This window comes from Bradyrhizobium sp. HKCCYLS2038, assembly GCF_051167655.1.
GTDB lineage: Bacteria > Pseudomonadota > Alphaproteobacteria > Rhizobiales > Xanthobacteraceae > Bradyrhizobium.
This window is the reverse complement of record NZ_JBNPTM010000001.1, coordinates 820344-845799: the sequence shown is the minus strand read 5'-3', so window position 1 is coordinate 845799 and position 25456 is coordinate 820344. Positions and strand designations below refer to the sequence as shown.

The window sequence follows — 25456 nt, the reverse complement described above, 5'->3', positions numbered from 1 at the left end:
ATAACCACGATCGGTCGTGAGGCGCGACGGCCGCGCCGCTGGCGTGCCTCCGCGCGTTTGGTGGTTATGGATTCCGGGCCCATCGCTGCGCGATGTCCCGGAATGACGACGCGGAGAGACCTAGGGCGCCAGGAACCGTCCCGAGACAATGCGGGCGGCCTCGTCGACCGGCCAATTGTAGACATAGGTCCAGGCTTCCTGGGTCGAGCCGTCGGCGAGCGTCACGCCGAGGCGCTGGCGGAGATATTCGGTCGGCTGCGCAAAACCCTCGCCACAGGCCTCGTACATGTCGAATTCGCGCAGCATCGGCTCGGGCTGGCGCAGCCGGAACAGCTCGCCATGAACGATGTCGGCGGCATCCGCCAACAACACGAGCCCGGGATAGTGCTGGATGCGGTAGAGCCGGCCGCGGCAGCTGGCTTCACTGACGAAATCGGCATTGGCCGACAGCAGCCGCGCCATCGGATGGTCGAAGCCGCGCATCAGGGTGCCGTAGACGAACAGGAGATCAGGGGGCGTGTCGGAGGTCATCGCCCTGCATAACCGCGCAGGCCGGGCAAGGCCAGCCTCACGCCACGCCGCGCGCCGCCACGATCTCCTCGCTGACGATGTGGAATTTGGTCAGGGTCATCCGCCCGAACGAGGTCGAGAGCGCGACGTCGGCGGCGTCGCGCCCCGTGGCCATGACGATGCGGCCGATGCGCGGCACGTTGTGGCGGGCATCGAAGGTGTACCATTGGCCGGACAGATAGGCCTGAAACCAGCCGGAGAAATCCATCGGAAAGGGCTCCGCCGGAATGCCGATGTCGCCCATGTAGCCGGTGCAGTAGCGCGCCGGAATGCCCATGCAGCGGCACAAGGTCAGCGCCAGATGCGCGAAGTCGCGGCAGACGCCGGTGCGCGCCTGGTAGACGTCGTGCGCCGACTTCATGTGATGGGCGTGCTCGTAGCCGAAGCTGACATGCTTGTGCACGAAGTCGCAGATCGCCTGCACCCGCGCCCATCCCGCCGGCGCCTGACCGAACAGCGACCAGGCGACGTCGGTAAGCTTGTCGGTCTCGCAATAGCGGCTCGGCATCAGATAGAGCAGCAGATCGTCCGGCAGCTGGTCGATCGGCAGCTGCTGCGCATCCGGCGCGACGGCGTCGGGCAATCCGGTATCCCGCACGATGGCGCTGCCGTGAAAGGTCACGCCGCCGCTCGGCGCCACCAGGCGGCCGCAGATGTTGCCGAAGCTGTCGTGATAGAAGCTGATCGGCACCGCGGGCTCGGCGACGATCATCTCCGTGCCGATGATGTCCTTTCGGCGCGAGGGATGGATCGACAGCATGATCACCATCGGCGTGGCCGCAGGCGCGGCATAGGCGATTTCGAACCCGACCTTGATCTCCATCAGTCCCCTCTTGCGCACGTGCGCGTTGCGGTGGCCATGCGGCGCTTCCCACAGAAGCGGCCGGACCCGGCGATATCAGGCCTTGTGATCGCGCCTCAGGATCGGCATCGTCATCGAATCATCATCGCGGTTTTCGGCCATGCAATCCAGATTCACCTCTGCTCAATTGCAGTTCGTCATGCCGCCTGAATGAGCAGCCGATTGATCATGAAGCTTCCCGACGTGACAGATACAGCACGACTCCTTCAAGCCGACGAAGTTCCGCCGGTCCACGAGCAGAACGTCGACGGCACGTCCGCGCTGTTCTTGACCTGCGATCATTACGGCCGCCTGCTGCCGCGCGCGCTCGGCGACCTCGGCCTCGACGAGAGCGAACTGCAGCGGCACATCGCCTGGGACATCGGCATCGCCGGCGTCGCGGAGCAGGTGGCACGCGCGCTCGATGCGCATCTGGTGGCGCAGCGCTATTCACGGCTGGTGATCGACTGCAACCGCTCGCCGAAGGCGCCGAACTCGATCCCGATGATCAGCGAGCGCACCACCATTCCCGGCAATGAGGGACTGACGCACGAGGATGCTGAGCTGCGGCGCCGCGCGATCTTCGATCCGTATCATGATCGCATCACCGCCGCGCTCGACGCGCGCAAGCAAGCGGGACGGCCGACCATCCTCGTCTCTCTGCACAGCTTCACGCCGGTCTATGCCGGGATATCCAGGCCCTGGCACATCGGCACGCTGTATCAGCACGACCGCGTGCTGCCGCCGCTGCTATTGAAGGCGCTGCGCGCCGAGCCGGATCTCGTCGTCGGCGACAACCAGCCTTATGCGGTCGGCGACAACACCGACTACACCATTCCGGTGCATGGCGAGGGTCGCAGGCTGATTACATCGGGCATCGAGATCCGGCAGAACGAGATTGCCGAACCGGAGGGGCAAAAGCTCTGGGCCGAGCGGCTGATTCGCATCCTCGGCGATATCGAGCGCGAGCTGCGCGGCAAGGGGCTGGCGTAGCTCCTACTCCGTCATGTCCGAGGCGTCGTGATGCGACAGCAGGCCGGCGAGCCGCCATAGCGCCGTGCGCAGATCATCATGGCTCGGCAGGCCCAGCGCCAGCCGCACTGCATTCGGCGAGTGGCCGTGCGCGACCGCGAACGCGCTTGCCGGCGTAATCGCGATCCCTGCGCGCGCTGCCGCAGCCGTCAGGGCCTCGGCGCGCCAGCCCTCCGGCAGATGCAGCCAGACATGGTAGGAGCGCGGATCGGCTTCGATGTGATAGCCGGCGAGGCACTCGGCGACGATCGCCTGCCGCACCAGTGCATCCGCGCGCTTGCGCCTGGTGATCTCGGCGGCGGTGCCGTCGGCGAGCAGGCCCATTCCGGCAGCCAAGGCGAGCGAGGTCACCGACCACGCGCCGGTGCGCACCGTCGCCGCGAACTTCTCGCGCAGGTGCGCCGGCACGTAGAGGAAGCCGACCGCGATGCCCGGCGCGAGGCGCTTGGCGAGGCTGTCGACAACGACGACGCGCTCCTCGGCCAGCGTCGCCAGCGAGACCTGGTCGCTGAGGAAGCCATAGACCAGATCCTCGATGATCATCAGCTCGTGCTTGCGCACGAGCCGCACGATCTCCTCGCGGCGCGCCTCGCTCATCGTGAGCCCGAGCGGATTCTGCATGACCGGCTGAATATAGATCGCATTCAGCGCGCCGGCACGATGCGCCTTGGCGAGCGCGTCCGGACGGATGCCTTCGGCGTCCATCGCGAGCGGCACCAGCGTGACGCCGAGCCGCGCCGCAATGCCCTTGATCATCGGATAGGTGACGGCCTCGACGCCGAGCCGGCCGCCGACCGGCACCAGGGCCGAGATCGCCGCCGCGAGCGACTGCCGGCCGCTGCCGGCGAACACGAAATTGTCCGCGCGCGGGCGCCAGCGCTCCCCGGCGAAGAACGCCGCGGCGGTCCGCCCGGCCTCGACCAGCCGCCGCTGCGTGATCGGCGCCAGCACCGGCGCCAGCTTCTCCGGCCGCTGCCAGACGGCCAGCGACTTCGCGATCAGCGCCGCCTGGTCCGGCAGGGTCGGAAAATTGAACTCGAGATCGATCCGGCCGTCGAACGGCTCCAGCCGCAACGAGGCCGGCACCGACACCGGTTCACCGGCAACGAAGGTGCCGCGGCCGACCTCGCCGACGACGAGTCCCCTGCGCAATAATTCGGCATAGACCCGGGCTGCCGTGGATGCGGCAATTCCCCGCTCATAGGCGAACTGCCGCTGCGGCGGCAGCCGGTCGCCGGCCTTCAGGCGGCCGTTCGCGATGTCCTCGGCAATGTCGTCCACCAGGGCCGTATACGAAGCATTCATGCTATATTGCACCGAGAGCAATGTTTCGATTGCACCGAGATATGTACTGCGCGATTGCTCTTCGAACAACGCAATCGAAGACCAATAGGTGACTCATGGCATATTCCCTGGCGCAGCGTTGGGCAACTCCGCAAGTTGCTCACGGAAAGAGCAATTTGCTCCAGGTCCCGCAACTCTGGATGCAACGCCTGTTCTGGCGCTCCGAACTGGCGATGCTCGACCGCGAGCAGATGCGCGACTGCGGGCTTGATCCGGCCTTGGTTCAGGAAGAGTCCAGCAAGCCGTTCTGGCGCGACTGAGGACGATATCAGGGAGAACACCGCGATGCCGACGCTTCCGTTTCTTCAAGTCGACGTGTTCTCCAAGCTAGCCTTCAAGGGCAACCCGCTCGCCGTGATCGCCGAGGCCGATGGCCTCGACGATGCCACGATGCAGGCGATCGCCAACTGGACGAATCTGTCCGAAACGACGTTCCTGTCGCGTGCCCAGGATCCGGGCGCTGATTACCGCGTGCGCATTTTCACGCCGCAGCGCGAGCTGCCGTTTGCGGGCCATCCGACGCTGGGATCGTGCCACGCCTGGCTTGCGCTCGGCGGCCGGCCGAAAGGCGAGCACGTCGTGCAGGAGTGCGGCGCGGGTCTCGTGCGCATCAAGCGTGACGGCGACCGGCTTGCTTTCGCCGCCCCGCCTCTGCGTCGAACCGGCGCTGTCGATGCCGAACTCACCGCCAAGATCGCCGCGGCGCTCGGCATCCAGCCGAGCACGATGCGCGCCGTGCAATGGATCGACAACGGGCCGGGCTGGATCGGCGTGCTGATCGACTCGCGTCAGGATCTGCTCAACATCAAGTTCAACGTGCTCGCCCTGTCGCAGCAGCCGGTTGGCGTCGTCGCGCCGTGGGATCTCGCACGCGACGGCCGCGACGCGCAGTACGAGGTTCGTGCCTTCACCTGGAGCGGCGCCGAGGACCCGGTCACGGGCAGCCTCAATGCAAGCTTGGCGCAATGGCTGATCGGCGCCGGAATTGCTCCGAAGCAATATGTTGCCGCGCAGGGCACCGTGCTCGGCCGCGCCGGCCGGGTGCATGTCGCCCAGGACGGCGAGACGATCTGGGTCGGCGGCGACGTCGCGCCGGTGGTTCGGGGAACGATCGAGCTGTAGGCCAATTGGCCGCGCAGACCGGCAGCCGGATGCAAGCCCGAGCCACGCTTTCGCAGGCCAAGCGGGTCGCCTATAGTTCGGCCAAACAGGCGCTCTCGCATGAACATCAAGGTCGATCCGGCGGCGGTCTCGCCCGAGCAGTTCTTTTCCTGGGTGACAGCGCAGGATGAGCGCTACGAGCTCGTTGACGGCGAGGTCATCATGATGGCCGGCGCGGGCCGGCGGCACGACGCGATCGTCGTCAACCTGACCGCGGCCCTGCACGCCCAGACCAGAGGCGGTCCGTGCCAGACCTTCACCGGCGACACCTATGTGGTCACGTCGCCGTCGACCCGTCGCATGCCGGATCTGGGCGTCGATTGCGGCAAGCCTGACGAGGACTCCCTGGTGGCCGATCGACCAGCACTGCTGGTCGAGGTGCTGTCTCCGACGACCGGCGGCTTCGACGTCACGGTCAAGCTGGCAGAATATCAGGCTCTCCCCTGTGTCGACTACATTCTGTTCGTCGACACCGACAGCCCCAATGTCCATCTTTATTCACGCGATCCGTCCGGGGCCTGGGCGGATGTCGTGCTGAAGGGGCTCGACGCGATCATTCGACTAGAGAAGCTGAACGTCGCCATCGGCCTTCGTGACGTTTACGCCGGACTGGAGTTCCGGCCGCGGCCCCGCCTCGTCGAATAGTCGAAGCCCGCAGCGAGCAGCCGCCTCACCGCGCCCGGGTCAGCGCCAGCCACACGCCGCCGCCGATCATGAAGCCGCCGGAGATGCGCGACACGAGCCGAGTCCTGTTCGCGGAGAACAGCTTTCGCGCCCGGCCGGCGAGCAGCGCGTAGATCGCATCGGTCAGGCCGGCGATCACCATGAAGGTGACGCCGAGCAGTCCGACCTGCGGCACGTGATCCCGGCTCATGTCCATGAACTGCGGCAGGAACGCGCCGAAGAACACCATCACCTTCGGGTTCGACAGCAGCACCAGCAGGCCCTGCAGGAAGAAGCCACCGCGCGGCGGCGGAGGCGGTGCCTCGCCGGCAGCGATGCCTTCGATCGGAGAGCGGATCAGCTGGATGCCGAGCCACACCAGATAGGCCGCGCCGATCAGGCGCACCCATTCGAACCAGTAGCCCATCGTCGCCATCAGCGATGTCAGGCCGATGGCGACGACACCGATCGCGATCGCGAGCCCGGTCTGCACGCCGGCAATGTTGATCAGCGCGGCACGGGTGCCATGACGCAGCCCATTGGCGATCAACAGCGTGACGACCGGACCGGGCAGCAGCGCCAGCCCGACGCAGGCGGCGACGAAGGCGAGATAGACTTGCAGGGACATGAAGAGGACTCGTGCGAAGGAGGACGCCATATCATACACCGGAAAGGCATCTCCACGCCATGTGACGCCGAGCCGGCACCACCCGCCATGTCCATCTCGATAGCTTCTCTCTCCACTGCGGATCGCGAGATCGTGCATCGCGCGCTTCGCGCCGCTGTCGAAGGCCCGTTTTTTCCGGAGTGGGAGTTCGACACGCTGTTCGGCCTCTATCGCTCCGAGGTCAGAGCGATCTACGAGGCCTGGCCGTCTCCGGCCTGCAACTCCGACCAGCTGCTTGCGGCGATGACTTGGTCCCTGATCAATCTGCTCCACTATCCGCACAAGCATGAAGACGCTTTTTGCGAGTATTTTCCAGAAGGCCGCCCTGTCCTCACTGCGACGCTTGCGCGGCTCCCCAGACGGAACAGGTGACGAGAAGCAAGACTTCGAGAAGCCGCCTGATGCGACTTGACACGCAACCTTTTGGTTGCGTAATTTCTCCGCCATGGACGAGGTCTTCAAGGCCCTGGCGGACGCATCGCGGCGGGCGCTGCTCGACCGGCTGCATGCGCGGAACGGCCAGACCCTGACCGAGCTCTGCGACGGCCTCGCGATGACGCGGCAGGCCGTGACCAAGCATCTTGCGATTCTCGAGGCGGCCAACCTGGTCACGACGATCAGACACGGCCGCGAGAAGCTGCACTTCCTCAATCCGGTGCCGATCCATCAGATCGGCGAGCGCTGGATCAGGAAATTCGAGCGCGCCAGGCTCACCGCGCTCGGCGAATTGAAGAAGCGATTGGAGGAAGGCCATGAGTGATCCGGGCAGCGCGGTCGACATCTCGACATTCAAGCCGGAGACCGTCTACACGATCTACATCGCCGCCAGCCCCGAGAAGGTCTGGCAGGCGCTGACCTCGGCCGAGTTCAGCCGGCAATATTTCTTCGGCTTTGCCGTGGAGGCGGACCTGCGCGCCGGCGGCGCCTTCATCGTGCGCGCGCCCGATGGCTCCGAGCACATCAGCGGCGAGGTGATCGTGTGCGAGCCGCCGCGACGACTCACCATCACCTGGGACGTCAACTGGCCCGGCCTCGTCGCAGCGCTCGGCCGAACGCTCGTCACCTATGAGATCGAGCAGGCCGGCGATGCCGTGCGCCTGACGATGACCGAAGCGCATGAGCGGCCGTTGTCGGACGACATCCTGTCGGGCGGACGCCAAGGCTGGCCGGCGATCCTGTCGAGCCTCAAAAGCCTGCTCGAAACCGGCAAGCCGCTCGCCGTGAAGATGGCGCCGCCCGCGCGCATGCTCGCAGCACTGAAGGCGCTCGGAATCGGAATGCCGTGACAGTGGCGATCAAGATCGATCTTGCCAGTGACCTGAGCAGCATGGGATCGTGAGCGCATCGATGATCCGCCTGTTGCCGGGGCTTGATGCAGGACGCTCGATCTCACCGCCGCACCGGCATTGCCCTCGTGGTTGCGGCCGCGATTGCCTGGAGCACCGCACCGTTTTTTACCCGGCTGCTGCACTTCGATTCCTGGACGATCCTGTTCTGGCGCGGCCTGTTCGGCGGCGGCTGCATTGCGCTGTTCGTGCTGCTCGCGCAAGGCTGGAACGGAACGACAAGCCTGATCCGGTTGAGCGCCGGCAGTGTGCTGGTTGCAAGCCTTTCGGCGCTCGCGATGCTGGCGTTCATCCCGGCGCTTCAACTGACAAACACCGCCAATGTCGCGATCGTCATCGCGGCCCAGCCGTTCACGACGGCCGCGCTCGCCTGGTTGTGGCTGCGGGAAACTCCATCCAATGTCACGATGCTCGCGAGTCTCGTCGCATTCGGCGGCATCGCGGTGACGGTGAGCGGCGCGGTCACGGCGGCTGACCATCGTGCGATGGCGCTATCAGTCCTGATGATGCTGGCCTTTGGCGGCATGACGGTGGCGATCCGGAAGCACAAGGACACGCCGATGGTCGCCGCAGCGGCGCTCTCGAACGTGATCGGCTCCGTGGTCAGCGTGCCGTTCGCGCATGACCTGTTCGAGGTCTCGTCACGCGAGATCGGCATCCTCGCGATGTTCGGCTTGTTCCAGGTCGCGCTCGGACTGACGCTGTTTTCGCTGGGCGCCCGGCTTCTGCCATCGGGGCGCGCGTCCTTGATCGGAACGCTGGAGACGCCGCTGATGCCATTCTGGGTCTGGCTGGCCTTTTCGGAAGTGCCGAGCCGGCGCGCGCTCATCGGGGGCGCCCTGGTGTTGACGGCCGTGGTCGCCGACGTCCTCGGCAATGATCGCAAGCTGAAGGCTGGATGACAAGGGCGGCATGAACGGATCGGACCGTCGCGGCAAAATCCGCTAAGACACCGCCGCGATCTGCGGGATGTACGCCAGCACGCCGCCGACCTGCACCGCGTTGCTGAGCATGCCGCCCCAATGCAGCCAGCGCAGCCCGCGTACCGCCGTCGCATCGCCGGAATCCCGGTCGCGAATGCGGGCGTCCATCCGCTCGAGGAACCAGCGGCGCGACAGCAGCGCGAAGCCGGCCACCGCGGCGAGGCCGAAGGCCAGCAGCGGACGCCCATCCGCCAGGACGGCGAGCGTGCCGATGCCGCCGGCGATGGCGAGCGCGACGAAGTAGGAATCGAACATGCCGCGCAGCAGCCGCGTCACCGGCACGATGTCCAGCCGCACCAGCAGGAAGGCCGGCGCGGCCAGCAGCAGATAGAACATCGGCAACAGCAGGATGATGGTGGCGAACAATGCGATGTTGTCTGGCATCATCCTTCCCCAAATCGTGGCGCGGACCTGGCCGCGCCCCGCCACATTTCGGACCGATCATATGCCGCGAGGCGTGGGTTCACCATCGAACCTTGGTCGAGGCTTGCTGCCACGTCATACCGGCGCGACGATCCGGCGATATAGATGCCAGGTCGCATGTCCCAGCACGGGGACGGTCACCAGCAGCCCGAGGAAGTACGGCAGCGCCGAGACGATCAGCAGCACGGTGATGACCGCGGCCCAGCCGATCATCGGCCCAGGGCTCGCCACGACCGCACGCACGCTGGTGATCATGGCGGTGACGAAATCGACCTCACGATCCAGCAGCAGCGGAAACGACACCACGGTAAGGGAAAACAGCACCAGCGAGAGCGCGGCGCCGTCGAGATTGCCGATGGCGAGAAACAGCAGGCCCTCATTGGTCGTCAGCACGACCGTCATGAACTCCTTGAAGCTGGAGAACGAGGCGTTGAGCCCGAGCAGCAGCGCGATCAGCAGCCTGATCTGGTACATCCAGATCACGAAAAAGAACACGGTGACGAACGCCATCCAGGCGATCTCGCCGCGCGAAGTGATCGTCTGCCAGATCGCGCTATACGAGACCGGCTGACCCAGTTCGCGGCGGCGGCTGACTTCATACAGACCGATCGCGACGAACGGACCGAGCAACGCGAAGCCGGCCGCCAAGGGATAGGCCAGATACACCATGCCGAAGGCGGTGACGCACAGCACGATGCTGATACCGCCGAGCACATAGATCAAACCGAAAGCAAGTCCGAACAACGGCTGCGCCTGGAAATCGCGCAACCCTTGCGTCAGCGCCTCGGCAATGTCGGCCGTGGTGATGCGGCGCACCACGGGATCGTTTCGTCCCGAAACGGATGCGGTCATCGGCGGTCCTCCTGACTGTTATCGTTTGAGCCGATGCTAACAGCGGGCGGGCAGGGATTTCAATTTCAACTTGTAGGCATGAAGCAAGAGGCTCGACTGCTTACGCCGACAGCGGTGCGCTCCCTCCCCGTTCTTCACGGGGAGAGGGTTGGGGTGAGGGGCAGACGCACGAGAAGTGTTCGTTGAGAGACCTGCACCCCCTCACCCGGATTGCATCTGGCGATGCAATCCGACCTCTCCCCGCCCTAGCGAAGCTTCGCTTCGCCCTGGCGGGCGAGGTACACCGAGTGCGCGGGTCGATCTCGCTCCAGCAAACCTCAGCAATCAAACAGTGCTTTGAGTCCGCTGCGTACCCTTAACCCCGCGCCCGCAACTCTCGTCGCAGTACCTTGCCGGTCGCGGTCATCGGCAGGCTGTCCGTGAACTCCACGTGCCTCGGATATTCGTGCGCGGCGAGCTTCACCTTGACGAAGTCCTGGATCTCCCGCGACAGCGTGTCATTTGCAACGAACCCCGGACGCAGCACGATCCACGCCTTGACCGCTTCGGTGCGAACGGGGTCGGGAATGCCGACGACGGCCGCAAGCGCGACGGCGGGGTGCTTGAGCAGAGTATCTTCGATCTCCGCCGGGCCGATGCGATAGCCGGCCGAGGTGATGACATCGTCCTCGCGGCTCGCGTACCAGAAATAGCCGTCGTCATCCTGGGTGCCGAGATCGCCGGTCAGCAGCACATCGCCGGCGAACTTCTTCGAGGTGGCGTCGGGATTGCGCCAATATTCGATCATGGTGCAGGGATTGGGCTGGCGCACGCCGATGATGCCTCGCTCCCCCCGCGGCAGCTCCTCGCCTCTGTCGTTGACGATCAGCACCTCGAAGCCCGGCGTGGCCTTGCCCATCGATCCCGGCCGGATCGGAAACAGCTTTGCATTGTTGCCGACGACGAGATTGCACTCGGTCTGGCCGTAGATCTCGTGCGCATCGATGCCGAAGGTCGCGCGCACCCAGTCGAGCAGCTCGGCGCCGAGCGACTCGCCGCCGGTGAGGATGCTGCGCAGCTTGACCCCGTCATGCCTGACGTTCGCCTGCCGCATCAGCTTGAGCGCGGTCGGCGGCAGAAACACGTTGCGCACCTGATAGTCCGCCATCAGCTGCATCGCCGCCTGCGGCACGAATTTCCGCGCGCGATAGCCGATCACCGGAACGGCGTGATACCAGGCCGGAAACAGCGCATCGAACAGGCCGCCGATCCAGGCCCAGTCCGCCGGCGTCCACATCACGTCACCGGGCTTCGGCAGGAAGCCGTGCACCATCTCGACATTGGGCAAATGGCCGAGCAGCACGCGATGGGCGTGCAGCGCGCCCTTCGGATTGCCGGTCGTGCCCGAGGTGTAGATGATGATCGCGGGATCGTTGCTCGAGGTGGCGACGGTCGGGAAGCGATCGGAAGCGCGCTCCAGCGTCGGCCAAAAGGATCGGGCGCCGCCGCCATCGCCGTCGGTGACGTAGATCGTCTTGAGCTCCGGCAGCTGGTCGCGAATGCGCGCGAGCTTGGCGAGGCCCGTCGTGTCGGTGACGACCACCTTGGCGCCGGAGTTCTGCAGGCGGAATTGCAGCGCGTCCTCGCCGAACAGCGTAAACAGCGGCACCGAGACCAGCCCGGCGCGGAACGCCGCGAGATGGACGATCGGCAGCTCCAGTGACTGCGACAGGAACACGGCGACGCGGTCGCCCTGCGCGAGACCATCGGCCTTGAGCACGTTGGCGAAGCGGCAGGAAAAGTCGCGCAGCTCGTCGAACGACACGCGCCGGGACGCGCCGTCCTCCTCGACGACGATCAGCGCGAGGCGGCCCGAGCCGTCGGCGTGGCGATCGCAGGTCGCAACCGCGATGTTGAACTGCGCCGGGATGTCCCAGCGGAAGTCGCGATAGAGGCGGTTGTAGTCGGACGTTTCCTGAAGCATGGCGGAGGCGTTTCCCTCTCGGTTGTTAGTTCTTCACCTGCATGCCCGAGACGTCGCGACGACGTCCGACGCTCGCTCGGTGAGGGGGTGCAGGTCTTACCGCGAGCATTTCCCGTGCGGCTGCCCCTCACCCCGCCCCTCTCCCCGTGAAGAACGGGGAGAGGGAGCGCACCGCGGCTGCGGTTGCTACTGTTGACTATTCAGCAGTCGTCAGCTCGACAGCGCTGCCTTCACCAGCGCGCTGGCTTTCGCAAAATCCATCTGGCCGGTGTACTTCGCCTTCAGCACGGCGATCACCTTGCCCATGTCCTTCATGCCGGCGGCGCCGGTCTCGCCAACGGCGGCCGAAATCGCCGACTTCACCTCGTCGTCGCTCATCTGCTTCGGCAGGTAGGCGGAGATGACCGCGATCTCCTCGCGCTCGCCGGCGGCGAGCTCGGCGCGGCCGCCCTTTTCGTACAGCTCGACGGATTCCTGGCGCTGCTTGATCATCTTCTGCAGCACCGCAAGCACGTCGGCGTCGGTGAGCGGCGGCTTGCCGTCGCCGCGGGCGGCGATGTCGGCGTTCTTCAGCGTCGAGTTGACCATGCGAAGGGTGGACAGCTTGCGCTCGTCCTTGGCCTTCATCGCCTCCTTGACCGCATTGTTGATGTCGTCGCGCAGCATGATCTCGCCCTCGTAAATTCGGTTGGCGGCTGGTCTAGGCGGTTCGTCCCCTTGAGACAACTCGGTTCCGCATCCGTTCCGGCCAAAGGGACTGAAACCGGGCCATTGTCAGCCCGAATTGACCGAAATCGCGTGTGAATCGGCCGCTTCCCGCTTTGACGCCGGGCCCTTGCCCCACTATGTAGGGGCCTCATGACACACATCGATACTGACGCCGCCTGGCCGGACCATAAACCGACCGCGCTCCTCGTGCTCGCCGATGGAACGGTGCTGGAAGGCTACGGCCTCGGCGCCGAAGGCCATGCCGTCGGCGAGGTCTGCTTCAACACCGCCATGACCGGCTATGAGGAGATCCTCACGGATCCGTCCTATGCCGGCCAGCTCATCACCTTCACCTTTCCGCATATCGGCAATGTCGGCACCAACGACGAGGATATCGAAACGGTGAACATGGCGGCGACGCCGGGCGCGCGCGGGGTGATCCTGCGGACCGCGATCACCGATCCGTCGAACTATCGCGCCAGCCGACATCTCGACCAGTGGCTCCGCGCGCGCGGCATCATCGGCCTGTCGGGCATCGACACCCGCGCGCTGACGGCGCTGATCCGCTCCAAGGGCATGCCGAATGCGGTGATCGCCCATTCCAAGGACGGCACGTTCGACCTCGACGCGCTGAAGAAGGAAGCACGGGAGTGGCCGGGCCTCGAGGGCATGGACCTCGTGCCGATGGTCACCTCGGCGCAGCGCTTCAATTGGGACGAGACTCCGTGGGTGTGGAACGAGGGCTTTGGCCAGCAGACCAAGCCGGAGTTCAACGTCGTCGCCATCGACTACGGCATCAAGCGCAACATCCTGCGCCTGCTCGCCGGCGTCGGCTGCAAGGTCACGGTGGTACCGGCCACGACGCCGGCCGAAGACATCCTGGCGATGAAGCCGGACGGCGTGTTCCTGTCGAACGGCCCTGGCGACCCCGCCGCGACCGGCAAATACGCCGTGCCGGTGATTCAGCAGGTGATCTCGTCGGGCACGCCGACCTTCGGCATCTGCCTGGGCCACCAGATGCTGGGGCTCGCCGTCGGTGCCAAGACCAAGAAGATGCATCAGGGGCATCACGGCGCCAATCATCCGGTCAAGGACGAGACCACCGGCAAGGTCGAGATCACCTCGATGAACCACGGCTTCGCGGTCGACCAGGACACGCTGCCGTCGGGCGCCACGCAGACCCACATCTCGCTGTTCGACGGCTCGAACTGCGGCATCCAGCTGGACGGCAAGCCGGTGTTCTCGGTGCAGTATCACCCCGAGGCCTCGCCCGGCCCGCGCGACTCGCATTATCTGTTCCAGCGCTTCGCCGAGCTGATGCGCGAGAAGAAGCGCAGCGCCGCCTGACGGCCTGATCGCAAAGCCACATGCCCGGGTCGCTCCCGGGCATTTTGCTGTCCGGATCGTGAAGAAGCAGGCGGCCTTTCCACTGGTCTCCTTGGCATCAGCTTTATATGATAATCATCATTTCTATGGAGATTGTGACATGAGCGAAGCCGTCGCGTCTGAGAGCCCATTCGGCGTGGTGCCGCTGGAGGTGCTGGCCTCGATGCCCGGGCTCGACTTCGTGCGCGGCATCTTTGCAGGCAGCCTGCCGCAGCCGCCGATCATGCAGACGGTCGAACCGTTCGATTGCACCGCGGAGCCCGGCCACGTCATCCTGCACAGCGTCCCTGCACTGCGCCACTACAATCCGATCGGCTCGGTGCACGGCGGCTATGCCGCGATCCTGCTGGATTCGGCGATGGGCCTCGCCGTCCACTCGCGCTGTCCGCAAGGGTCCGGCTACACCACGCTCGAGTTCAAGATCTCCTTCGTCAAGGCGATGACCGAGGCCACGGGCGTGGTGAAGACCGAAGGCAAGACGCTGTCGTTCGGCCGCCGGGCTGCGACGGCCGAAGCGCGCATCACCGATTCACGGGGACGGCTGCTGGCGCACGCCACCACCACCTGTTTGGTGTTCGAGCTGACCTGAGGTCAGCTCGACAGCCGCTCGCTTGCGCGCCACGCTCCAGTACACCGGCGCCGGCGGATTGAGGATCCCGGTCAGATCCGCGCGCGCGGCGCGGGCAGCGCCAGCGCTGATCAGGCGCAGTAGAGCCCATAGAGCGTTTGCAGGATTTCGCGCACCTCGCGGCTCGCGAGCCGATAATAGATGGTCTGGCCATCACGCCGCGTCGCGACGAGGCCCAGCGCGCGCATCTTGGCGAGATGCTGCGACAGGGCGGCCTGCCGCAGACCTACCTGCTCGGCCAGATCGCCGACCGCGCGCTCACCGTCGAGCAGGTTGCACAGCACCATCAGGCGCTTCGGATTGGCCATCGCCGCGAGCAGGCCGGCAGCCTCCTCCGCCCGATCTTCGAGGCCCGCCACCAGGGCGTCCCGACGTTTTCGCGCCGTCCGTGCCGTCATGATTGTTACGTCTTCAGTTTCGAATATAAGCAGTAATGCACGTGATACCCGATTGCAACGTGCGCCTCCGGGAGAGAGTGACGACATGACGACCTTGTCTGCAGCCCTGACCGCGTTCGCTGGCGGCGCCCTGATCGGCCTTGCGGCCGTGCTGATGATGGGCCTCACGGGGCGTATCGCCGGCGTCAGCGGGATTGCGGCCCGGCTGCTGCCACCCTGGGATGGCGCGCTGCCGGGCCGGATCGCCTTCATTGCCGGATTGGTGGTTGCGGCGCTCGCGGTCCGCGTCGTCACCGGCCGCCTGCCGCCGCTGACCTTGGAGGTCGGCCCCATCGCCCTGGCCACCGCCGGCCTGCTGGTCGGGTTCGGCGCAGTCTGGGGCAATGGCTGCACCTCGGGCCACGGCGTCTGCGGCATCGGCAGCCTGTCGCAACGCTCGATCGTGGCGACGCTGGTGTTCATGATGACCGCAATTGCGACCACCTTCGTCGTCCGGCACGGGATGTGAGCGCCATGACCGTGCTGATCCAGTTCATCGTCGGCGTCGTGTTCGGGCTCGGGCTGCTGCTGTCCGGCATGTCCAACCCGGAAAAGGTACTGAACTTTCTCGATCTCGCCGCGATCCGCTCCGGCGGCTGGGACCCGAGCCTGATCCTGGTGATGGCGGGGGCCGTCGGCGTCGCCTTCGCAGGCTTAAGTCTCGCTCTTCGGCGGCAACGCCCGGTGTTCGCCGATCAATTCCATCTGCCGCCGCAGACGGTGGATTGGCGCATCGCCACCGGGCCCGCGATCTTCGGCATCGGCTGGGGTCTTGCGGGGATTTGCCCGGGTCCGGCCTTCGTGGCGCTGGGCTATGGCTCGCCGGCCATCGCCCTGTTCGTGATGGCCATGATGATCGGAATGGCGGCAGCGCGGCTGCTCGCGAGCCGCAAGCCGGCGCTCGCCGTCGCGCTATCGGATTGAACGAGAACCGCTTCACCTCCGGAGATCACTCAAACGCGGGATGCGCGCTACGTTGCCGCCGCGCGCACCCCGGTCATCGAAGCAATGTGCAGCTCACGCCGCGTTGCTGCCTTCCTGACGGCTGGCCTCGAACAGGAACCAGGTCCGCCGCTCGGTCTCATCGATGAAGGTCTCCAGCAATCCCGCGGTCGCCGGGTCGTCATTGTCGTCGCACAGTTCGTGAGCCTTCCGCATCGAGGCCGCGATGTGCTTGTTGTCCTCCATCAACTCCCGCAACATCTCGCGCGGCGGCACATACTCCTCGTTGTTGTCCTTGATGGTCTGCAGCTTGCTGACCTGCCCGATCGATTTCAGCGTGGTGCCGCCGAGCTTGCGCACCCGCTCGGCCAACTGGTCCGTGGTGGCGAAGATCGCATCCGACTGCTCGTCCAGCATCAGGTGATAGTCGCGGAAATGGCGGCCGCTGATGTGCCAGTGGAAATTCTTCGTCTTCAGATAGAGCGCAAAGGCGTCGGCAAGCAGCGTGTTCAGCGCAGTCGAGATCTTGTTCACGGCGTCCGGCGACAGATCGGTCGGGGTATCCAAATCGGGGGCGGTCTTGTCGGTCTTTGCTTTACTCACGGGCTAACCTTCCTGTTAGAAGCAGCATGGACACGGGTCGTCGGACCCGTTAACGCTCGCTGACCCCTCCAGTTCCGATCAAGGAACTGTGTTTGCCGGAACCCGACATGGACGACTGGATCGACTATTACGATTCAACGCACACGATCTACGCGAGCAAGCTGCATCGCGACCTGCACTTCCAGGTCATCGCGCGCGACATCGTCGGCTACATTCCCGCGCCCGATGCAGTCGTTCTCGACTATTCCTGCGGCGAGGCGCTGTCGGCCGCCAAGGTCGCGGAGTCCTGCATGACGCTGATCCTGGCCGAGCCTGCGCCGGGCGTGCGGGGACGGCTGATCGCGCGATTTGCGCCGAACACCAAGATCCGGGTGCGGTCGCTGGACGAACTGCGCAACATGCAGGAGGGGTCGATCGACCTCGTCGTCATGAACTCGGTGGCGCAATACATGAGCGAGGCCGAATTCGACACTGCGCTCGCCGTGATCCGGCGGCTGCTGAAGCCGTCGGGAAAGTTCGTGCTCGGCGACGTGCTGCGCCCCGACGTCGGCATGGCCAAGGACGTCCTGGCGCTGCTGATGTTCGCCGGCCGCCACGGCTTCCTCAAGGACGCCCTGGTGGGGCTGGTGGCCACCGCCTTGTCCGATTACCGCCAGCTGCGGACCAAGGTCGGCCTGCAGCGCTACAGCGAAGCCGACGTGATGGCCCACCTGAAGAAGGCCGGCCTCAGCGGGAACCGGGCGCCGAAGAACATCGGCCACAATCCCTGGCGCATGACCTTCGTCGCCAGACCGGCCTGAAACGGCCGGGAACCCAGCCATATCAGGCAATCCAGTTAGGGTTAATTGAAACACGGGCTGGGCCCACGCGGCCGTGAGAGGTAATATCGATCTCGGCCCGGTGGCGGAAGCTACGACGCGAAGAGCGGTGCAACGCTCTTGAACCTGGTTCAAGTCCAGGCCGGGCCTCCAGCCTTCGCCGCTTTGCGGCTTCCGGCAAGCCCAGTCCCCGCGCCGTCCCTGCCAATTTGACCGTTGATTTCGGCCCAAAACCCTTTTCGCTCAGAGGAAACTGGTCTAAAGACCGCTCGCGCGCGAGACTTGGTCGCGCCTTGGCCTTACGGGGACGCGCGGCAAGCGCGCCCTTTTTTTGTGCCCAATTCCCTGCCCGTTTCTTGCCCGTGAGCTTGAATGCCGAAACGTACCGACATCTCGACCATCCTGATCATTGGCGCCGGTCCGATCGTGATCGGCCAGGCCTGCGAATTCGACTATTCGGGCACGCAGGCGGTGAAGGCGCTGAAGGAGGAGGGCTATCGCGTCGTCCTCGTCAATTCCAATCCGGCGACGATCATGACCGATCCGGAATTGGCCGACGCGACCTATATCGAGCCCATCACGCCCGAGATCGTCGCCAAGATCATCGAGAAGGAGCGCCAGGTCATTCCCGGCGGCTTCGCGCTGCTGCCGACCATGGGCGGCCAGACCGCGCTGAACTGCGCGCTGTCGCTGCGCCGGCAGGGCACGCTGGAGAAGTTCGACGTCGAGATGATCGGCGCCACCGCCGACGCGATCGACAAGGCCGAAGACCGCCAGCTGTTCCGCAACGCGATGGAGAAGATCGGGCTGCAGACGCCGAAGTCGCGGCTCGCCAACGCCTCCGCGCTGAAGAAGCAGTATCGCGACCAATATAACGCCCAACGCGAGAAGCTGTCGGGCGCCGAGCGCGACGAACTCGACCGGCAGTGGACGCTCGGCGAGAACGAGCGCCGCAAGCGCTACCAGGAGCATGCGCTGGGACAGGCGCTGATGGCGCTGTCCGAGATCGGCCTTCCCGCCATCATCCGTCCGTCCTTCACGATGGGTGGCACCGGCGGCGGCATCGCCTACAACAAGGAAGAATATCTCGACATCATCGAGCGCGGGCTCGACGCCTCCCCCACCAACGAAGTGCTGATCGAAGAGTCGGTGCTCGGGTGGAAGGAGTACGAGATGGAGGTCGTCCGCGACAAAAAGGACAACTGCATCATCGTCTGCTCGATCGAGAACCTCGATCCGATGGGCGTCCACACCGGCGACTCGATCACCGTCGCGCCGGCGCTGACGCTCACGGACAAGGAATACCAGATCATGCGCGACGCCTCGCTAGCGGTGCTGCGCGAGATCGGCGTCGAGACCGGCGGCTCCAACGTGCAGTTCGGCGTCAATCCGGCTGACGGCCGCATGGTCGTGATCGAGATGAATCCGCGCGTGTCGCGCTCCTCGGCGCTGGCGTCGAAGGCCACGGGCTTCCCGATCGCCAAGGTCGCGGCCAAGCTCGCCGTCGGCTACACGCTGGACGAAATCGCCAACGACATCACCGGGGGCGCCACGCCGGCCTCGTTCGAGCCGACCATCGACTATGTCGTCACCAAGATTCCGCGCTTTGCGTTCGAGAAATTCCCGGGCGCTTCGACGACATTGACCACGTCGATGAAGTCGGTCGGCGAGGTGATGGCGATCGGGCGGACGTTCCAGGAAAGCCTGCAGAAGGCCCTCCGCGGCCTGGAGACGGGCCTGACCGGCCTCGACGAGATCGAGATCGAGGGCTTGGGCCGCGGCGACGACAAGAACGCGATCCGTGCCGCGCTGGGCACGCCGACGCCGAACCGCCTGCTGCAGGTAGCGCAGGCCATGCGGCTCGGGTGGTCCGACGAGGACATCTTCAACTCCTGCAAGATCGATCCCTGGTTCCTGGCGCAGATGCGCGGCATCGTCGAGATGGAAGACAAGGTGCGCCGGCACGGCCTGCCGCCGAACGCGCAAGCGATGCGGACGCTGAAGGCAATGGGCTTCTCGGATGCCCGGCTCGCCGTGCTCGCCAACACCACCGAAGACGAGGTCGCGGCCAAGCGCCACGCGCTCGGCGTGCGCCCGGCGTTCAAGCGCATCGACACCTGCGCCGCGGAGTTCGCTTCGCCCACCGCCTACATGTATTCGAGCTACGAGACGCCGTTTGCAGGCCAACTTGGCGACGAGAGCGCGCCGTCGGACAAAAAGAAGGTCATCATTCTCGGCGGCGGCCCGAACCGGATCGGCCAGGGCATCGAGTTCGACTATTGCTGCTGCCACGCCTGCTTCGCGCTGGCCGATGCCGGCTACGAGACCATCATGGTCAACTGCAATCCGGAGACGGTCTCGACCGACTACGACACCGCCGACCGGCTGTATTTCGAGCCGCTCACGGCCGAGGACGTGCTCGAGATCATCGCCACCGAGCGCAAGAACGGCACCCTGCATGGCGTGATCGTGCAGTTCGGTGGCCAGACGCCGCTGAAGCTGGCGCGCGCGCTGGAGGCAGCCGACGTGCCGATCCTCGGCACCTCGCCGGAAGCCATCGACCTTGCGGAAGACCGCGACCGCTTCAAGCGCATCCTCGACAAGCTGCATCTGAAGCAGCCGAAGAACGGGATCGCCTATTCGGTCGAGCAGGCGCGCCTGGTGGCGGCCGATCTCGGCCTGCCGCTTGTGGTGCGCCCGTCCTACGTGCTCGGCGGCCGGGCGATGCAGATCATCCGCGAGGACAACCAGCTCAGCGACTATCTGCTCGGCACGCTGCCCGAGTTGGTGCCGGCGGACGTCAAGGCCCGCTATCCGAACGACAAGACCGGCCAGATCAACACGGTGCTCGGCAAGAACCCGCTGCTGTTCGACCGCTATCTGTCGGATGCCACCGAGATCGACGTCGACTGCCTCTGTGACGGCAAGGACACCTTCATCGTCGGCATCATGGAGCACATCGAGGAGGCCGGCATCCATTCCGGCGATTCCGCCTGCTCGCTGCCGCCGCACTCGCTGGACGAGGCCATGATCGCCGAGCTCGAGCGGCAGACCCGCGAGCTCGCGCTCGGGCTTGATGTCGTCGGGCTGATGAACGTCCAGTATGCGATCAAGGACGGCACGATCTATGTGCTCGAGGTCAATCCGCGCGCCTCGCGCACGGTGCCGTTCGTCGCCAAGGTGGTCGGCACGCCGGTCGCGAAGATTGCGGCGCGAATCATGGCCGGCGAGAAACTCGCCGATTTCGGCCTGAAGAAGCGCGCACCGAAGCATGTCGGCGTCAAGGAATCGGTCTTCCCGTTCGCACGCTTCCCCGGCGTCGACACCGTGCTCGGCCCGGAAATGCGGTCGACCGGCGAGGTGATGGGCATCGACCGCTCGTTCGAAGTGGCGTTCGCCAAGAGCCAACTCGGCGGCGGCACGCGCGTGCCGCGCAAGGGGACGGTGTTCGTCTCGGTGCGCGAGAGCGACAAGGCCCGCATCACCGACGTGGTCCGAATGCTGCACGAGCACGGCTTCAAGGTGGTCGCGACGTCGGGCACCCAGCGCTACCTCGTCGACCAGGGTGTCCCGGCCGAGAAGATCAACAAGGTGCTGGAAGGCCGGCCGCACATCGTTGATGCCATCACCAATGGCGACATCCAGCTGGTCTTCAACACGACCGAAGGCCCCCAGGCGCTGGCGGACAGCCGCTCGCTGCGGCGCGCTGCCCTCTTGCATAAAGTGCCGTATTACACCACTCTTTCGGGCGCGGTGGCGGCTGCACAAGGCATCCGTGCCTACCTCGGCGGGGACCTTGAGGTCCGTACCTTGCAGAGTTACTTTTCCGAAAACTAGTCGCGGCGAACGACGGACACTTGCAAGGCGATTGGTAGCAGTCGGCGATTGAGCCTCTCGGCAGGAACCAGCCGCCTTGTATGATGTTGTACCGGCCTTTGACGGGGCCGGCGATGCCGGGCTTTCAGGCTTTGCTTTGAGCCGACAAGGCCTATTCTGAAGATGCTGATCGTGCGCGCTCTCGCACGCACGACTGAAGGACGAGCAGAGATGGTGGAAAAGGTTCCGATGACCGCGGGCGGCTACGCCGCGCTGGAGAGCGAGCTGAAGCAGCGGCAATCGGTCGACCGCCCGCGCATCATCGAACACATCGCCGAGGCGCGTTCGCATGGCGACCTGTCGGAAAATGCCGAATATCACGCCGCCAAGGAAGAGCAGTCGCACAATGAAGGCCGCATCGCCGAGCTCGAGGACAAGCTCGCGCGCGCCGACATCATCGACGTCGGCAAGCTTTCCGGCGACACCATCAAGTTCGGTGCGACCGTGACCCTGATCGACGAGGACACCGAGAAGAAGGCGGTCTGGCAGATCGTCGGCGAGGTCGAGGCGGACGCCAAGAAGGGCAAGATCTCGATCACCTCGCCGCTCGCGCGCGCCCTGATCGGCAAGAAGATGGGCACCACCGTCGAGGTCATGGCGCCCGGCGGCGCCAAATCCTATGAGATCGCCAAGGTCGAGTGGCGCTGAGCCCATTCATCGGGAATTCGAACGCCAAGGCCGCGCTTCACAGCGCGTCCTTGGTCGTTCGGGGCAGTTCGACAGCTTCCCCCAGTTCGGCAGCACACGGTCAATTCATTGGCCGGGATGAAACTGCCGGTGACGGGGTTCCGGCAATCAGCTAGTGCATGGCGGACGGCCACGCCGCAACGATCGGCGTCCGCTCGTCACATCATGATCCACTTGGCTTTGGGGGACGATCACATCATGGAGCAGATGCTCTCGAAATGGCAACCGGCTGCGCTCAGCCTGTTTCGCTTCATCATCGGCCTGTTGTTGTTTCAGTACGGCGTCGCGAAGATCTTCAAGTTTCCGGTGATCCCGTATTTCGCGAACGTCCCGCCATTGATCTACACGGCCGGCCTGATCGAACTGGTGCTCGGCGGGCTGCTCATGGTCGGCCTGCTCACGCGGCCGGTTGCCTTCATCCTGTCGGGCCAGATGGCCTTCGCCTACTTCCTCGGCCACGTGTTCAAGTCCGGCGATCCGGTCTGGCTGCCGCTTCTGAACAACGGCACGGCGGCGATCGCATTCTGCTTCTCCTGCCTGTATCTCGCGACCGCCGGCGGCGGACCGATCAGCCTGGACGCGATGCTGCGGAAGAAGAGCTGAGCGCCACTCAATCGATTGTCATTCCGGGGCGATGCGACAGCATCGAACCCGGAATTCAGAGCTTACGACGCCGTCTCGAGATTCCGGGTTCCGCCCCTTGCAGGGCTGCCCCGGAATGACGATAGGCCCCTAGCTCCGCCCTTTGACCTCGAGCGGCACGGCCGCTTCGTATTTGGAATTGTGCAGCACCAGCGACGTCCGGACGTTGCGGACGTGGGGTGCAGCGGTCAGGTGGGTGACGAATTCCTGGAACGTCGCCATGTCAGGCGCCACGCATTTCAGGATGAAATCGACCTCGCCCGACAGCATCCAGCATTCCCGGACCAGCGGCTCGGATCGCACGAACTCCTCGAACGCCTTCAGGTCGGCGTCGGCCTGGCTCGACAGGTGGACCGAGGCGAACACGGTGACATCGAAGCCGAGCTTGCGCGGATCGAGCAGGCCCCGATAGCCGCTGATGTAGCCTTCCTCCTCCAGCGTCCGGACGCGCCGCAGGCAGGGCGGTGGCGAGATGCCGACCCGCTTGGCCAGTTCCACGTTGGTGATCCTGCCGTCGGCCTGAATTTCGCTCAGGATTTTGAGATCGATGTCGTCGAGGTTCTTGGACACGGGGGAGCGGGGGCTTTTGGGAACGGGCGGGAGGCTGGCCCCCGGGCGGATGGCAACTCTCTTAGCGCAAGCCGGTCAATTTGCGCAATTTTATTACTCTAGATTTCCCCTGTTGACCGGGTCGTGAAGGGAAAAATCGCTGAGATGCGTTGCAATTCTTGCATGGCTCGCCAGATCGCATAGACTTGGATTTGACATTTTCGATGGGGCCTCGGGGCGTTTCTTCCGCGCTTTCCGCTCGCTGCGTCGTAATTCTCCCCATTCCAGCGAGTCACCGTGTCCATGCAAGCTCCGATCCATGCCAAAGTCGTCATCATCGGTTCCGGCCCGGCCGGCTATACGGCGGCGATCTACGCGGCACGGGCCATGCTCGAGCCGGTGCTGATCCAGGGCATCCAGCCCGGCGGCCAGCTCACCATCACGACCGACGTCGAGAACTATCCGGGCTTCGCCGACGTCATCCAGGGCCCCTGGCTGATGGAGCAGATGGAAAAGCAGGCGACGCATGTCGGCGCCCAGATCAAGACCGACCTGGTGACCAAGCTGGAGCTGACGCAGCGTCCGTTCCGCCTGACCTGCGATTCCGGCGACGTCTATCTGGCTGAGACGGTCATTCTGGCGACCGGCGCGCAAGCACGCTGGCTGGGATTGCCCTCGGAAGAGACCTTCAAGGGTTTCGGCGTGTCCGCCTGCGCCACCTGCGACGGCTTCTTCTACCGCGGCAAGGAGGTCATCGTGGTCGGCGGCGGCAACACTGCCGTCGAAGAGGCGCTGTTCCTGACCAATTTCGCGTCATCGGTCACGGTCGTGCATCGGCGCGACCACTTCCGCGCCGAGCGGATCCTGCAGGAGCGCCTGTTCAAGCATCCCAAGATCAAGGTGGTGTGGGACAGCGCGCTCGACGAGATCTGCGGCGCGAGCTCGCCATCAAAGGTGACGCATGTCCGGCTCAAGAACGTCAAGACCGGCGCGCTGACCGAGCTGCCTGCCGACGGCGTATTCGTGGCCATCGGCCATGCGCCGGCCACGGAGCTGGTGGCAGGTCAGCTGAAGCTGAAACCGTCCGGCTATGTCGAGGTGGTGCCGGGCTCGACCGCCACCTCCGTCCCCGGCGTGTTTGCCGCCGGCGACGTCGCCGACGAGACCTACCGGCAGGCGATCACCGCTGCCGGCATGGGCTGCATGGCGGCCCTCGAGGCCGAACGCTTCCTCGCCCACACGGCGAGCGAGCGCGCCGCTGCGGAATGAACTGACGATGCCACGATCACGGGATGGATTTACGGACATGGACTGGGACAAGCTGAAGGTGTTTCACGCAGCGGCGGAAGCTGGCAGCTTCACGCATGCCGGGGAGCAGCTCGGGCTGTCGCAATCAGCCGTGTCGCGCCAGGTCAGCGCGCTCGAGCAGGAGCTCGCCGTCTCGCTGTTCCACCGCCACGCCCGCGGCCTCATCCTCACCGAGCAAGGCGACCTCCTGTTCCGGACCGCGCATGACGTGTTCATGCAGTTGCAGGCGGCGCGGGCCAAGCTGACCGACAGCCGCGAGCGGCCGAGCGGCGACCTCAAGATCACGACCACGCCGGGGGTCGGCATCAACTGGCTGATTCCGCGTCTTGGCGAGTTCACCGCGATGTATCCGGAAATCCGAATCTCGCTGATCGTCACCGACGAAGAGCTCGACCTGTCGATGCGCGAAGCCGACGTCGCGATCCGCACCCGCAAGCCGACCCAGCCCGACCTGATCCAGCGCAAGCTGTTCGCGATCAGCTTCCACGCTTATTGCTCTCCCGAATATGTGAAGCGTTTCGGCACGCCGCGCACGCTCGACGAGCTCGACGATCATCGCATCATCATGCTTGCCGACGGCCAGGTCGCGCCGCATCTGCAGAACCGCAGCTGGCTGGTCGACGCCGGCCGCAACGGCTCCGGTCCGCGCGAGGCGTATTTCCGGGTCAACAACATCCTCGGACTCGTGCGCGCCTGCCAGCAGGGCCTCGGCATCGCCGCGCTGCCCGACTATCTGGTCGAAGAGAACAGCCGCCTCGTGCAGCTGTTCGGCGAGTCCGACTCGATTCAGCTCGACACCTACTTCGTCTATCCCGAGGAATTGAAAACGGTCGCGCGCGTGCAAGTGTTCCGTGACTTCGTCGTGAGCAAGGCGCAGCGCTGGCCGGCCTGACCTTCTGCAGGCCTGACATTGCACATGCTGACATTGTGCATGTCTGACATGCGGCGCACCTGCTTGCTGCAGGGCTGCGACGAGGACCATACTGCACACGTGCTGAGCGTCAGCGTTGCGCATTGTCCCCCTCCT

Annotated in this window: 29 protein-coding genes and 1 tRNA gene; 19 read left to right on the top strand and 11 right to left on the bottom strand. The window is 65.2% G+C overall.

Going from position 1 to position 25456, the window contains the following annotated elements; all coding sequences use genetic code 11:
• Nucleotides 1-120: 120 nt before the first annotated feature.
• On the bottom strand, nt 121-531 hold the full coding sequence (locus tag ACQR1I_RS03855) for a gamma-glutamylcyclotransferase family protein (protein ID WP_434865842.1): 411 nt from the start codon (nt 529-531) through the stop codon (nt 121-123).
• A 37-nt stretch (nt 532-568) separates the two neighbouring features.
• Nucleotides 569-1393: a transglutaminase-like domain-containing protein gene (locus ACQR1I_RS03850; protein ID WP_434865841.1), complete on the bottom strand. Its 825-nt coding sequence runs from the start codon at nt 1391-1393 to the stop codon at nt 569-571.
• A 207-nt stretch (nt 1394-1600) separates the two neighbouring features.
• On the opposite strand from ACQR1I_RS03850, the gene ACQR1I_RS03845 reads away from it, so the two are divergent.
• Nucleotides 1601-2404, top strand: a complete 804-nt coding sequence (locus ACQR1I_RS03845) for an N-formylglutamate amidohydrolase (protein WP_434865840.1) — start codon at nt 1601-1603, stop codon at nt 2402-2404.
• Between the two features lie 3 nt (nt 2405-2407).
• Here the strand turns inward: ACQR1I_RS03845 and ACQR1I_RS03840 are convergent, their stop codons facing one another.
• Complete coding sequence (locus ACQR1I_RS03840) at nt 2408-3817, bottom strand: PLP-dependent aminotransferase family protein (protein ID WP_434865839.1); 1410 nt, start codon at nt 3815-3817, stop codon at nt 2408-2410.
• Nucleotides 3818-3843: 26 nt separating this feature from the next.
• Between ACQR1I_RS03840 and ACQR1I_RS03835 the strand changes: the two genes are divergently transcribed.
• The 3 genes from ACQR1I_RS03835 to ACQR1I_RS03825 all read left to right on the top strand — a co-directional run bounded on the left by ACQR1I_RS03835 (nt 3844) and on the right by ACQR1I_RS03825 (nt 5593).
• Nucleotides 3844-4047: a DUF1127 domain-containing protein gene (locus tag ACQR1I_RS03835; RefSeq protein WP_434865838.1), complete on the top strand. Its 204-nt coding sequence runs from the start codon at nt 3844-3846 to the stop codon at nt 4045-4047.
• Nucleotides 4048-4072: 25 nt separating this feature from the next.
• Nucleotides 4073-4909 (top strand): PhzF family phenazine biosynthesis protein, encoded by an 837-nt coding sequence (locus ACQR1I_RS03830; protein WP_434865837.1) that lies wholly within the window; start codon nt 4073-4075, stop codon nt 4907-4909.
• Nucleotides 4910-5008: 99 nt separating this feature from the next.
• Nucleotides 5009-5593, top strand: coding sequence for a Uma2 family endonuclease (locus ACQR1I_RS03825; protein WP_434865836.1), 585 nt, complete (start codon nt 5009-5011; stop codon nt 5591-5593).
• Between the two features lie 25 nt (nt 5594-5618).
• Here ACQR1I_RS03825 and ACQR1I_RS03820 read toward each other — a convergent pair whose 3' ends face one another.
• On the bottom strand, nt 5619-6239 hold the full coding sequence (locus ACQR1I_RS03820; protein WP_434865835.1) for a LysE family translocator: 621 nt from the start codon (nt 6237-6239) through the stop codon (nt 5619-5621).
• On the opposite strand from ACQR1I_RS03820, the gene ACQR1I_RS03815 reads away from it, so the two are divergent.
• The 4 genes from ACQR1I_RS03815 to ACQR1I_RS03800 all read left to right on the top strand — a co-directional run bounded on the left by ACQR1I_RS03815 (nt 6228) and on the right by ACQR1I_RS03800 (nt 8526).
• On the top strand, nt 6228-6650 hold the full coding sequence (locus ACQR1I_RS03815; protein ID WP_434865834.1) for a hypothetical protein: 423 nt from the start codon (nt 6228-6230) through the stop codon (nt 6648-6650). The genes ACQR1I_RS03820 and ACQR1I_RS03815 overlap by 12 nt on opposite strands.
• A gap of 73 nt (nt 6651-6723) precedes the next feature.
• The gene (locus ACQR1I_RS03810) at nt 6724-7038 is read left to right on the top strand and encodes an ArsR/SmtB family transcription factor (RefSeq protein ID WP_434865833.1); all 315 of its coding nucleotides are present in this window, start codon (nt 6724-6726) and stop codon (nt 7036-7038) included.
• Complete coding sequence (locus tag ACQR1I_RS03805; protein WP_434865832.1) at nt 7031-7564, top strand: SRPBCC family protein; 534 nt, start codon at nt 7031-7033, stop codon at nt 7562-7564. Before ACQR1I_RS03810 ends, ACQR1I_RS03805 begins: the two co-directional genes overlap by 8 nt.
• Before the next feature lie 86 nt (nt 7565-7650).
• Nucleotides 7651-8526, top strand: a complete 876-nt coding sequence (locus tag ACQR1I_RS03800) for a DMT family transporter (RefSeq protein WP_434865831.1) — start codon at nt 7651-7653, stop codon at nt 8524-8526.
• A gap of 42 nt (nt 8527-8568) precedes the next feature.
• Here ACQR1I_RS03800 and ACQR1I_RS03795 read toward each other — a convergent pair whose 3' ends face one another.
• The 4 genes from ACQR1I_RS03795 to ACQR1I_RS03780 all read right to left on the bottom strand — a co-directional run bounded on the left by ACQR1I_RS03795 (nt 8569) and on the right by ACQR1I_RS03780 (nt 12511).
• Nucleotides 8569-8991 (bottom strand): hypothetical protein, encoded by a 423-nt coding sequence (locus ACQR1I_RS03795; protein ID WP_434865830.1) that lies wholly within the window; start codon nt 8989-8991, stop codon nt 8569-8571.
• Nucleotides 8992-9105: 114 nt separating this feature from the next.
• Nucleotides 9106-9882, bottom strand: coding sequence for a DUF2189 domain-containing protein (locus ACQR1I_RS03790; protein WP_434865829.1), 777 nt, complete (start codon nt 9880-9882; stop codon nt 9106-9108).
• Between the two features lie 355 nt (nt 9883-10237).
• Nucleotides 10238-11845: an acyl-CoA synthetase gene (locus tag ACQR1I_RS03785; protein WP_434865828.1), complete on the bottom strand. Its 1608-nt coding sequence runs from the start codon at nt 11843-11845 to the stop codon at nt 10238-10240.
• Nucleotides 11846-12055: 210 nt separating this feature from the next.
• Entirely contained in the window at nt 12056-12511 is a 456-nt protein-coding gene (locus ACQR1I_RS03780) for a GatB/YqeY domain-containing protein (protein WP_434865827.1), read from the bottom strand.
• A 192-nt stretch (nt 12512-12703) separates the two neighbouring features.
• Between ACQR1I_RS03780 and carA the strand changes: the two genes are divergently transcribed.
• Together carA and ACQR1I_RS03770 are read left to right on the top strand one after the other, a co-directional pair.
• Entirely contained in the window at nt 12704-13900 is a 1197-nt protein-coding gene (gene carA, locus ACQR1I_RS03775) for a glutamine-hydrolyzing carbamoyl-phosphate synthase small subunit (protein WP_434865826.1), read from the top strand.
• A 139-nt stretch (nt 13901-14039) separates the two neighbouring features.
• Complete coding sequence (locus tag ACQR1I_RS03770) at nt 14040-14528, top strand: PaaI family thioesterase (protein ID WP_434865825.1); 489 nt, start codon at nt 14040-14042, stop codon at nt 14526-14528.
• Nucleotides 14529-14638: 110 nt separating this feature from the next.
• Here ACQR1I_RS03770 and ACQR1I_RS03765 read toward each other — a convergent pair whose 3' ends face one another.
• A complete protein-coding gene (locus ACQR1I_RS03765) occupies nt 14639-14965 on the bottom strand; it encodes an ArsR/SmtB family transcription factor (RefSeq protein ID WP_434865824.1) in 327 nt (108 codons plus the stop codon).
• Between ACQR1I_RS03765 and ACQR1I_RS03760 the strand changes: the two genes are divergently transcribed.
• On the top strand, nt 14964-15473 hold the full coding sequence (locus ACQR1I_RS03760; RefSeq protein ID WP_434865823.1) for a YeeE/YedE family protein: 510 nt from the start codon (nt 14964-14966) through the stop codon (nt 15471-15473). The two genes, ACQR1I_RS03765 and ACQR1I_RS03760, sit on opposite strands and share 2 nt — an antisense overlap.
• Before the next feature lie 5 nt (nt 15474-15478).
• Nucleotides 15479-15928, top strand: a complete 450-nt coding sequence (locus ACQR1I_RS03755) for a DUF6691 family protein (protein ID WP_434865822.1) — start codon at nt 15479-15481, stop codon at nt 15926-15928.
• Nucleotides 15929-16021: 93 nt separating this feature from the next.
• Here the strand turns inward: ACQR1I_RS03755 and ACQR1I_RS03750 are convergent, their stop codons facing one another.
• Entirely contained in the window at nt 16022-16549 is a 528-nt protein-coding gene (locus ACQR1I_RS03750; protein WP_434865821.1) for a Dps family protein, read from the bottom strand.
• 107 nt (nt 16550-16656) lie between these two features.
• On the opposite strand from ACQR1I_RS03750, the gene ACQR1I_RS03745 reads away from it, so the two are divergent.
• The 5 genes from ACQR1I_RS03745 (at nt 16657) to ACQR1I_RS03725 (ending at nt 22533) form a co-directional block, all read left to right on the top strand.
• Nucleotides 16657-17349, top strand: coding sequence for a class I SAM-dependent methyltransferase (locus tag ACQR1I_RS03745; RefSeq protein ID WP_434865820.1), 693 nt, complete (start codon nt 16657-16659; stop codon nt 17347-17349).
• Between the two features lie 94 nt (nt 17350-17443).
• Nucleotides 17444-17520 (top strand) — tRNA-OTHER (locus tag ACQR1I_RS03740).
• Nucleotides 17521-17739: 219 nt separating this feature from the next.
• A complete protein-coding gene (carB, locus tag ACQR1I_RS03735) occupies nt 17740-21204 on the top strand; it encodes a carbamoyl-phosphate synthase large subunit (protein ID WP_434865819.1) in 3465 nt (1154 codons plus the stop codon).
• 210 nt (nt 21205-21414) lie between these two features.
• Complete coding sequence (gene greA / locus ACQR1I_RS03730) at nt 21415-21891, top strand: transcription elongation factor GreA (RefSeq protein ID WP_434865818.1); 477 nt, start codon at nt 21415-21417, stop codon at nt 21889-21891.
• A 237-nt stretch (nt 21892-22128) separates the two neighbouring features.
• Nucleotides 22129-22533, top strand: coding sequence for a DoxX family protein (locus ACQR1I_RS03725; protein ID WP_434865817.1), 405 nt, complete (start codon nt 22129-22131; stop codon nt 22531-22533).
• A 129-nt stretch (nt 22534-22662) separates the two neighbouring features.
• Here ACQR1I_RS03725 and ACQR1I_RS03720 read toward each other — a convergent pair whose 3' ends face one another.
• Nucleotides 22663-23142, bottom strand: a complete 480-nt coding sequence (locus tag ACQR1I_RS03720) for an Lrp/AsnC family transcriptional regulator (protein WP_434865816.1) — start codon at nt 23140-23142, stop codon at nt 22663-22665.
• Nucleotides 23143-23424: 282 nt separating this feature from the next.
• Between ACQR1I_RS03720 and trxB the strand changes: the two genes are divergently transcribed.
• Nucleotides 23425-24390, top strand: coding sequence for a thioredoxin-disulfide reductase (trxB, locus tag ACQR1I_RS03715; RefSeq protein ID WP_434865908.1), 966 nt, complete (start codon nt 23425-23427; stop codon nt 24388-24390).
• 7 nt (nt 24391-24397) lie between these two features.
• Entirely contained in the window at nt 24398-25321 is a 924-nt protein-coding gene (locus tag ACQR1I_RS03710) for a LysR family transcriptional regulator (protein WP_006610484.1), read from the top strand.
• Nucleotides 25322-25456: the final 135 nt, after the last annotated feature.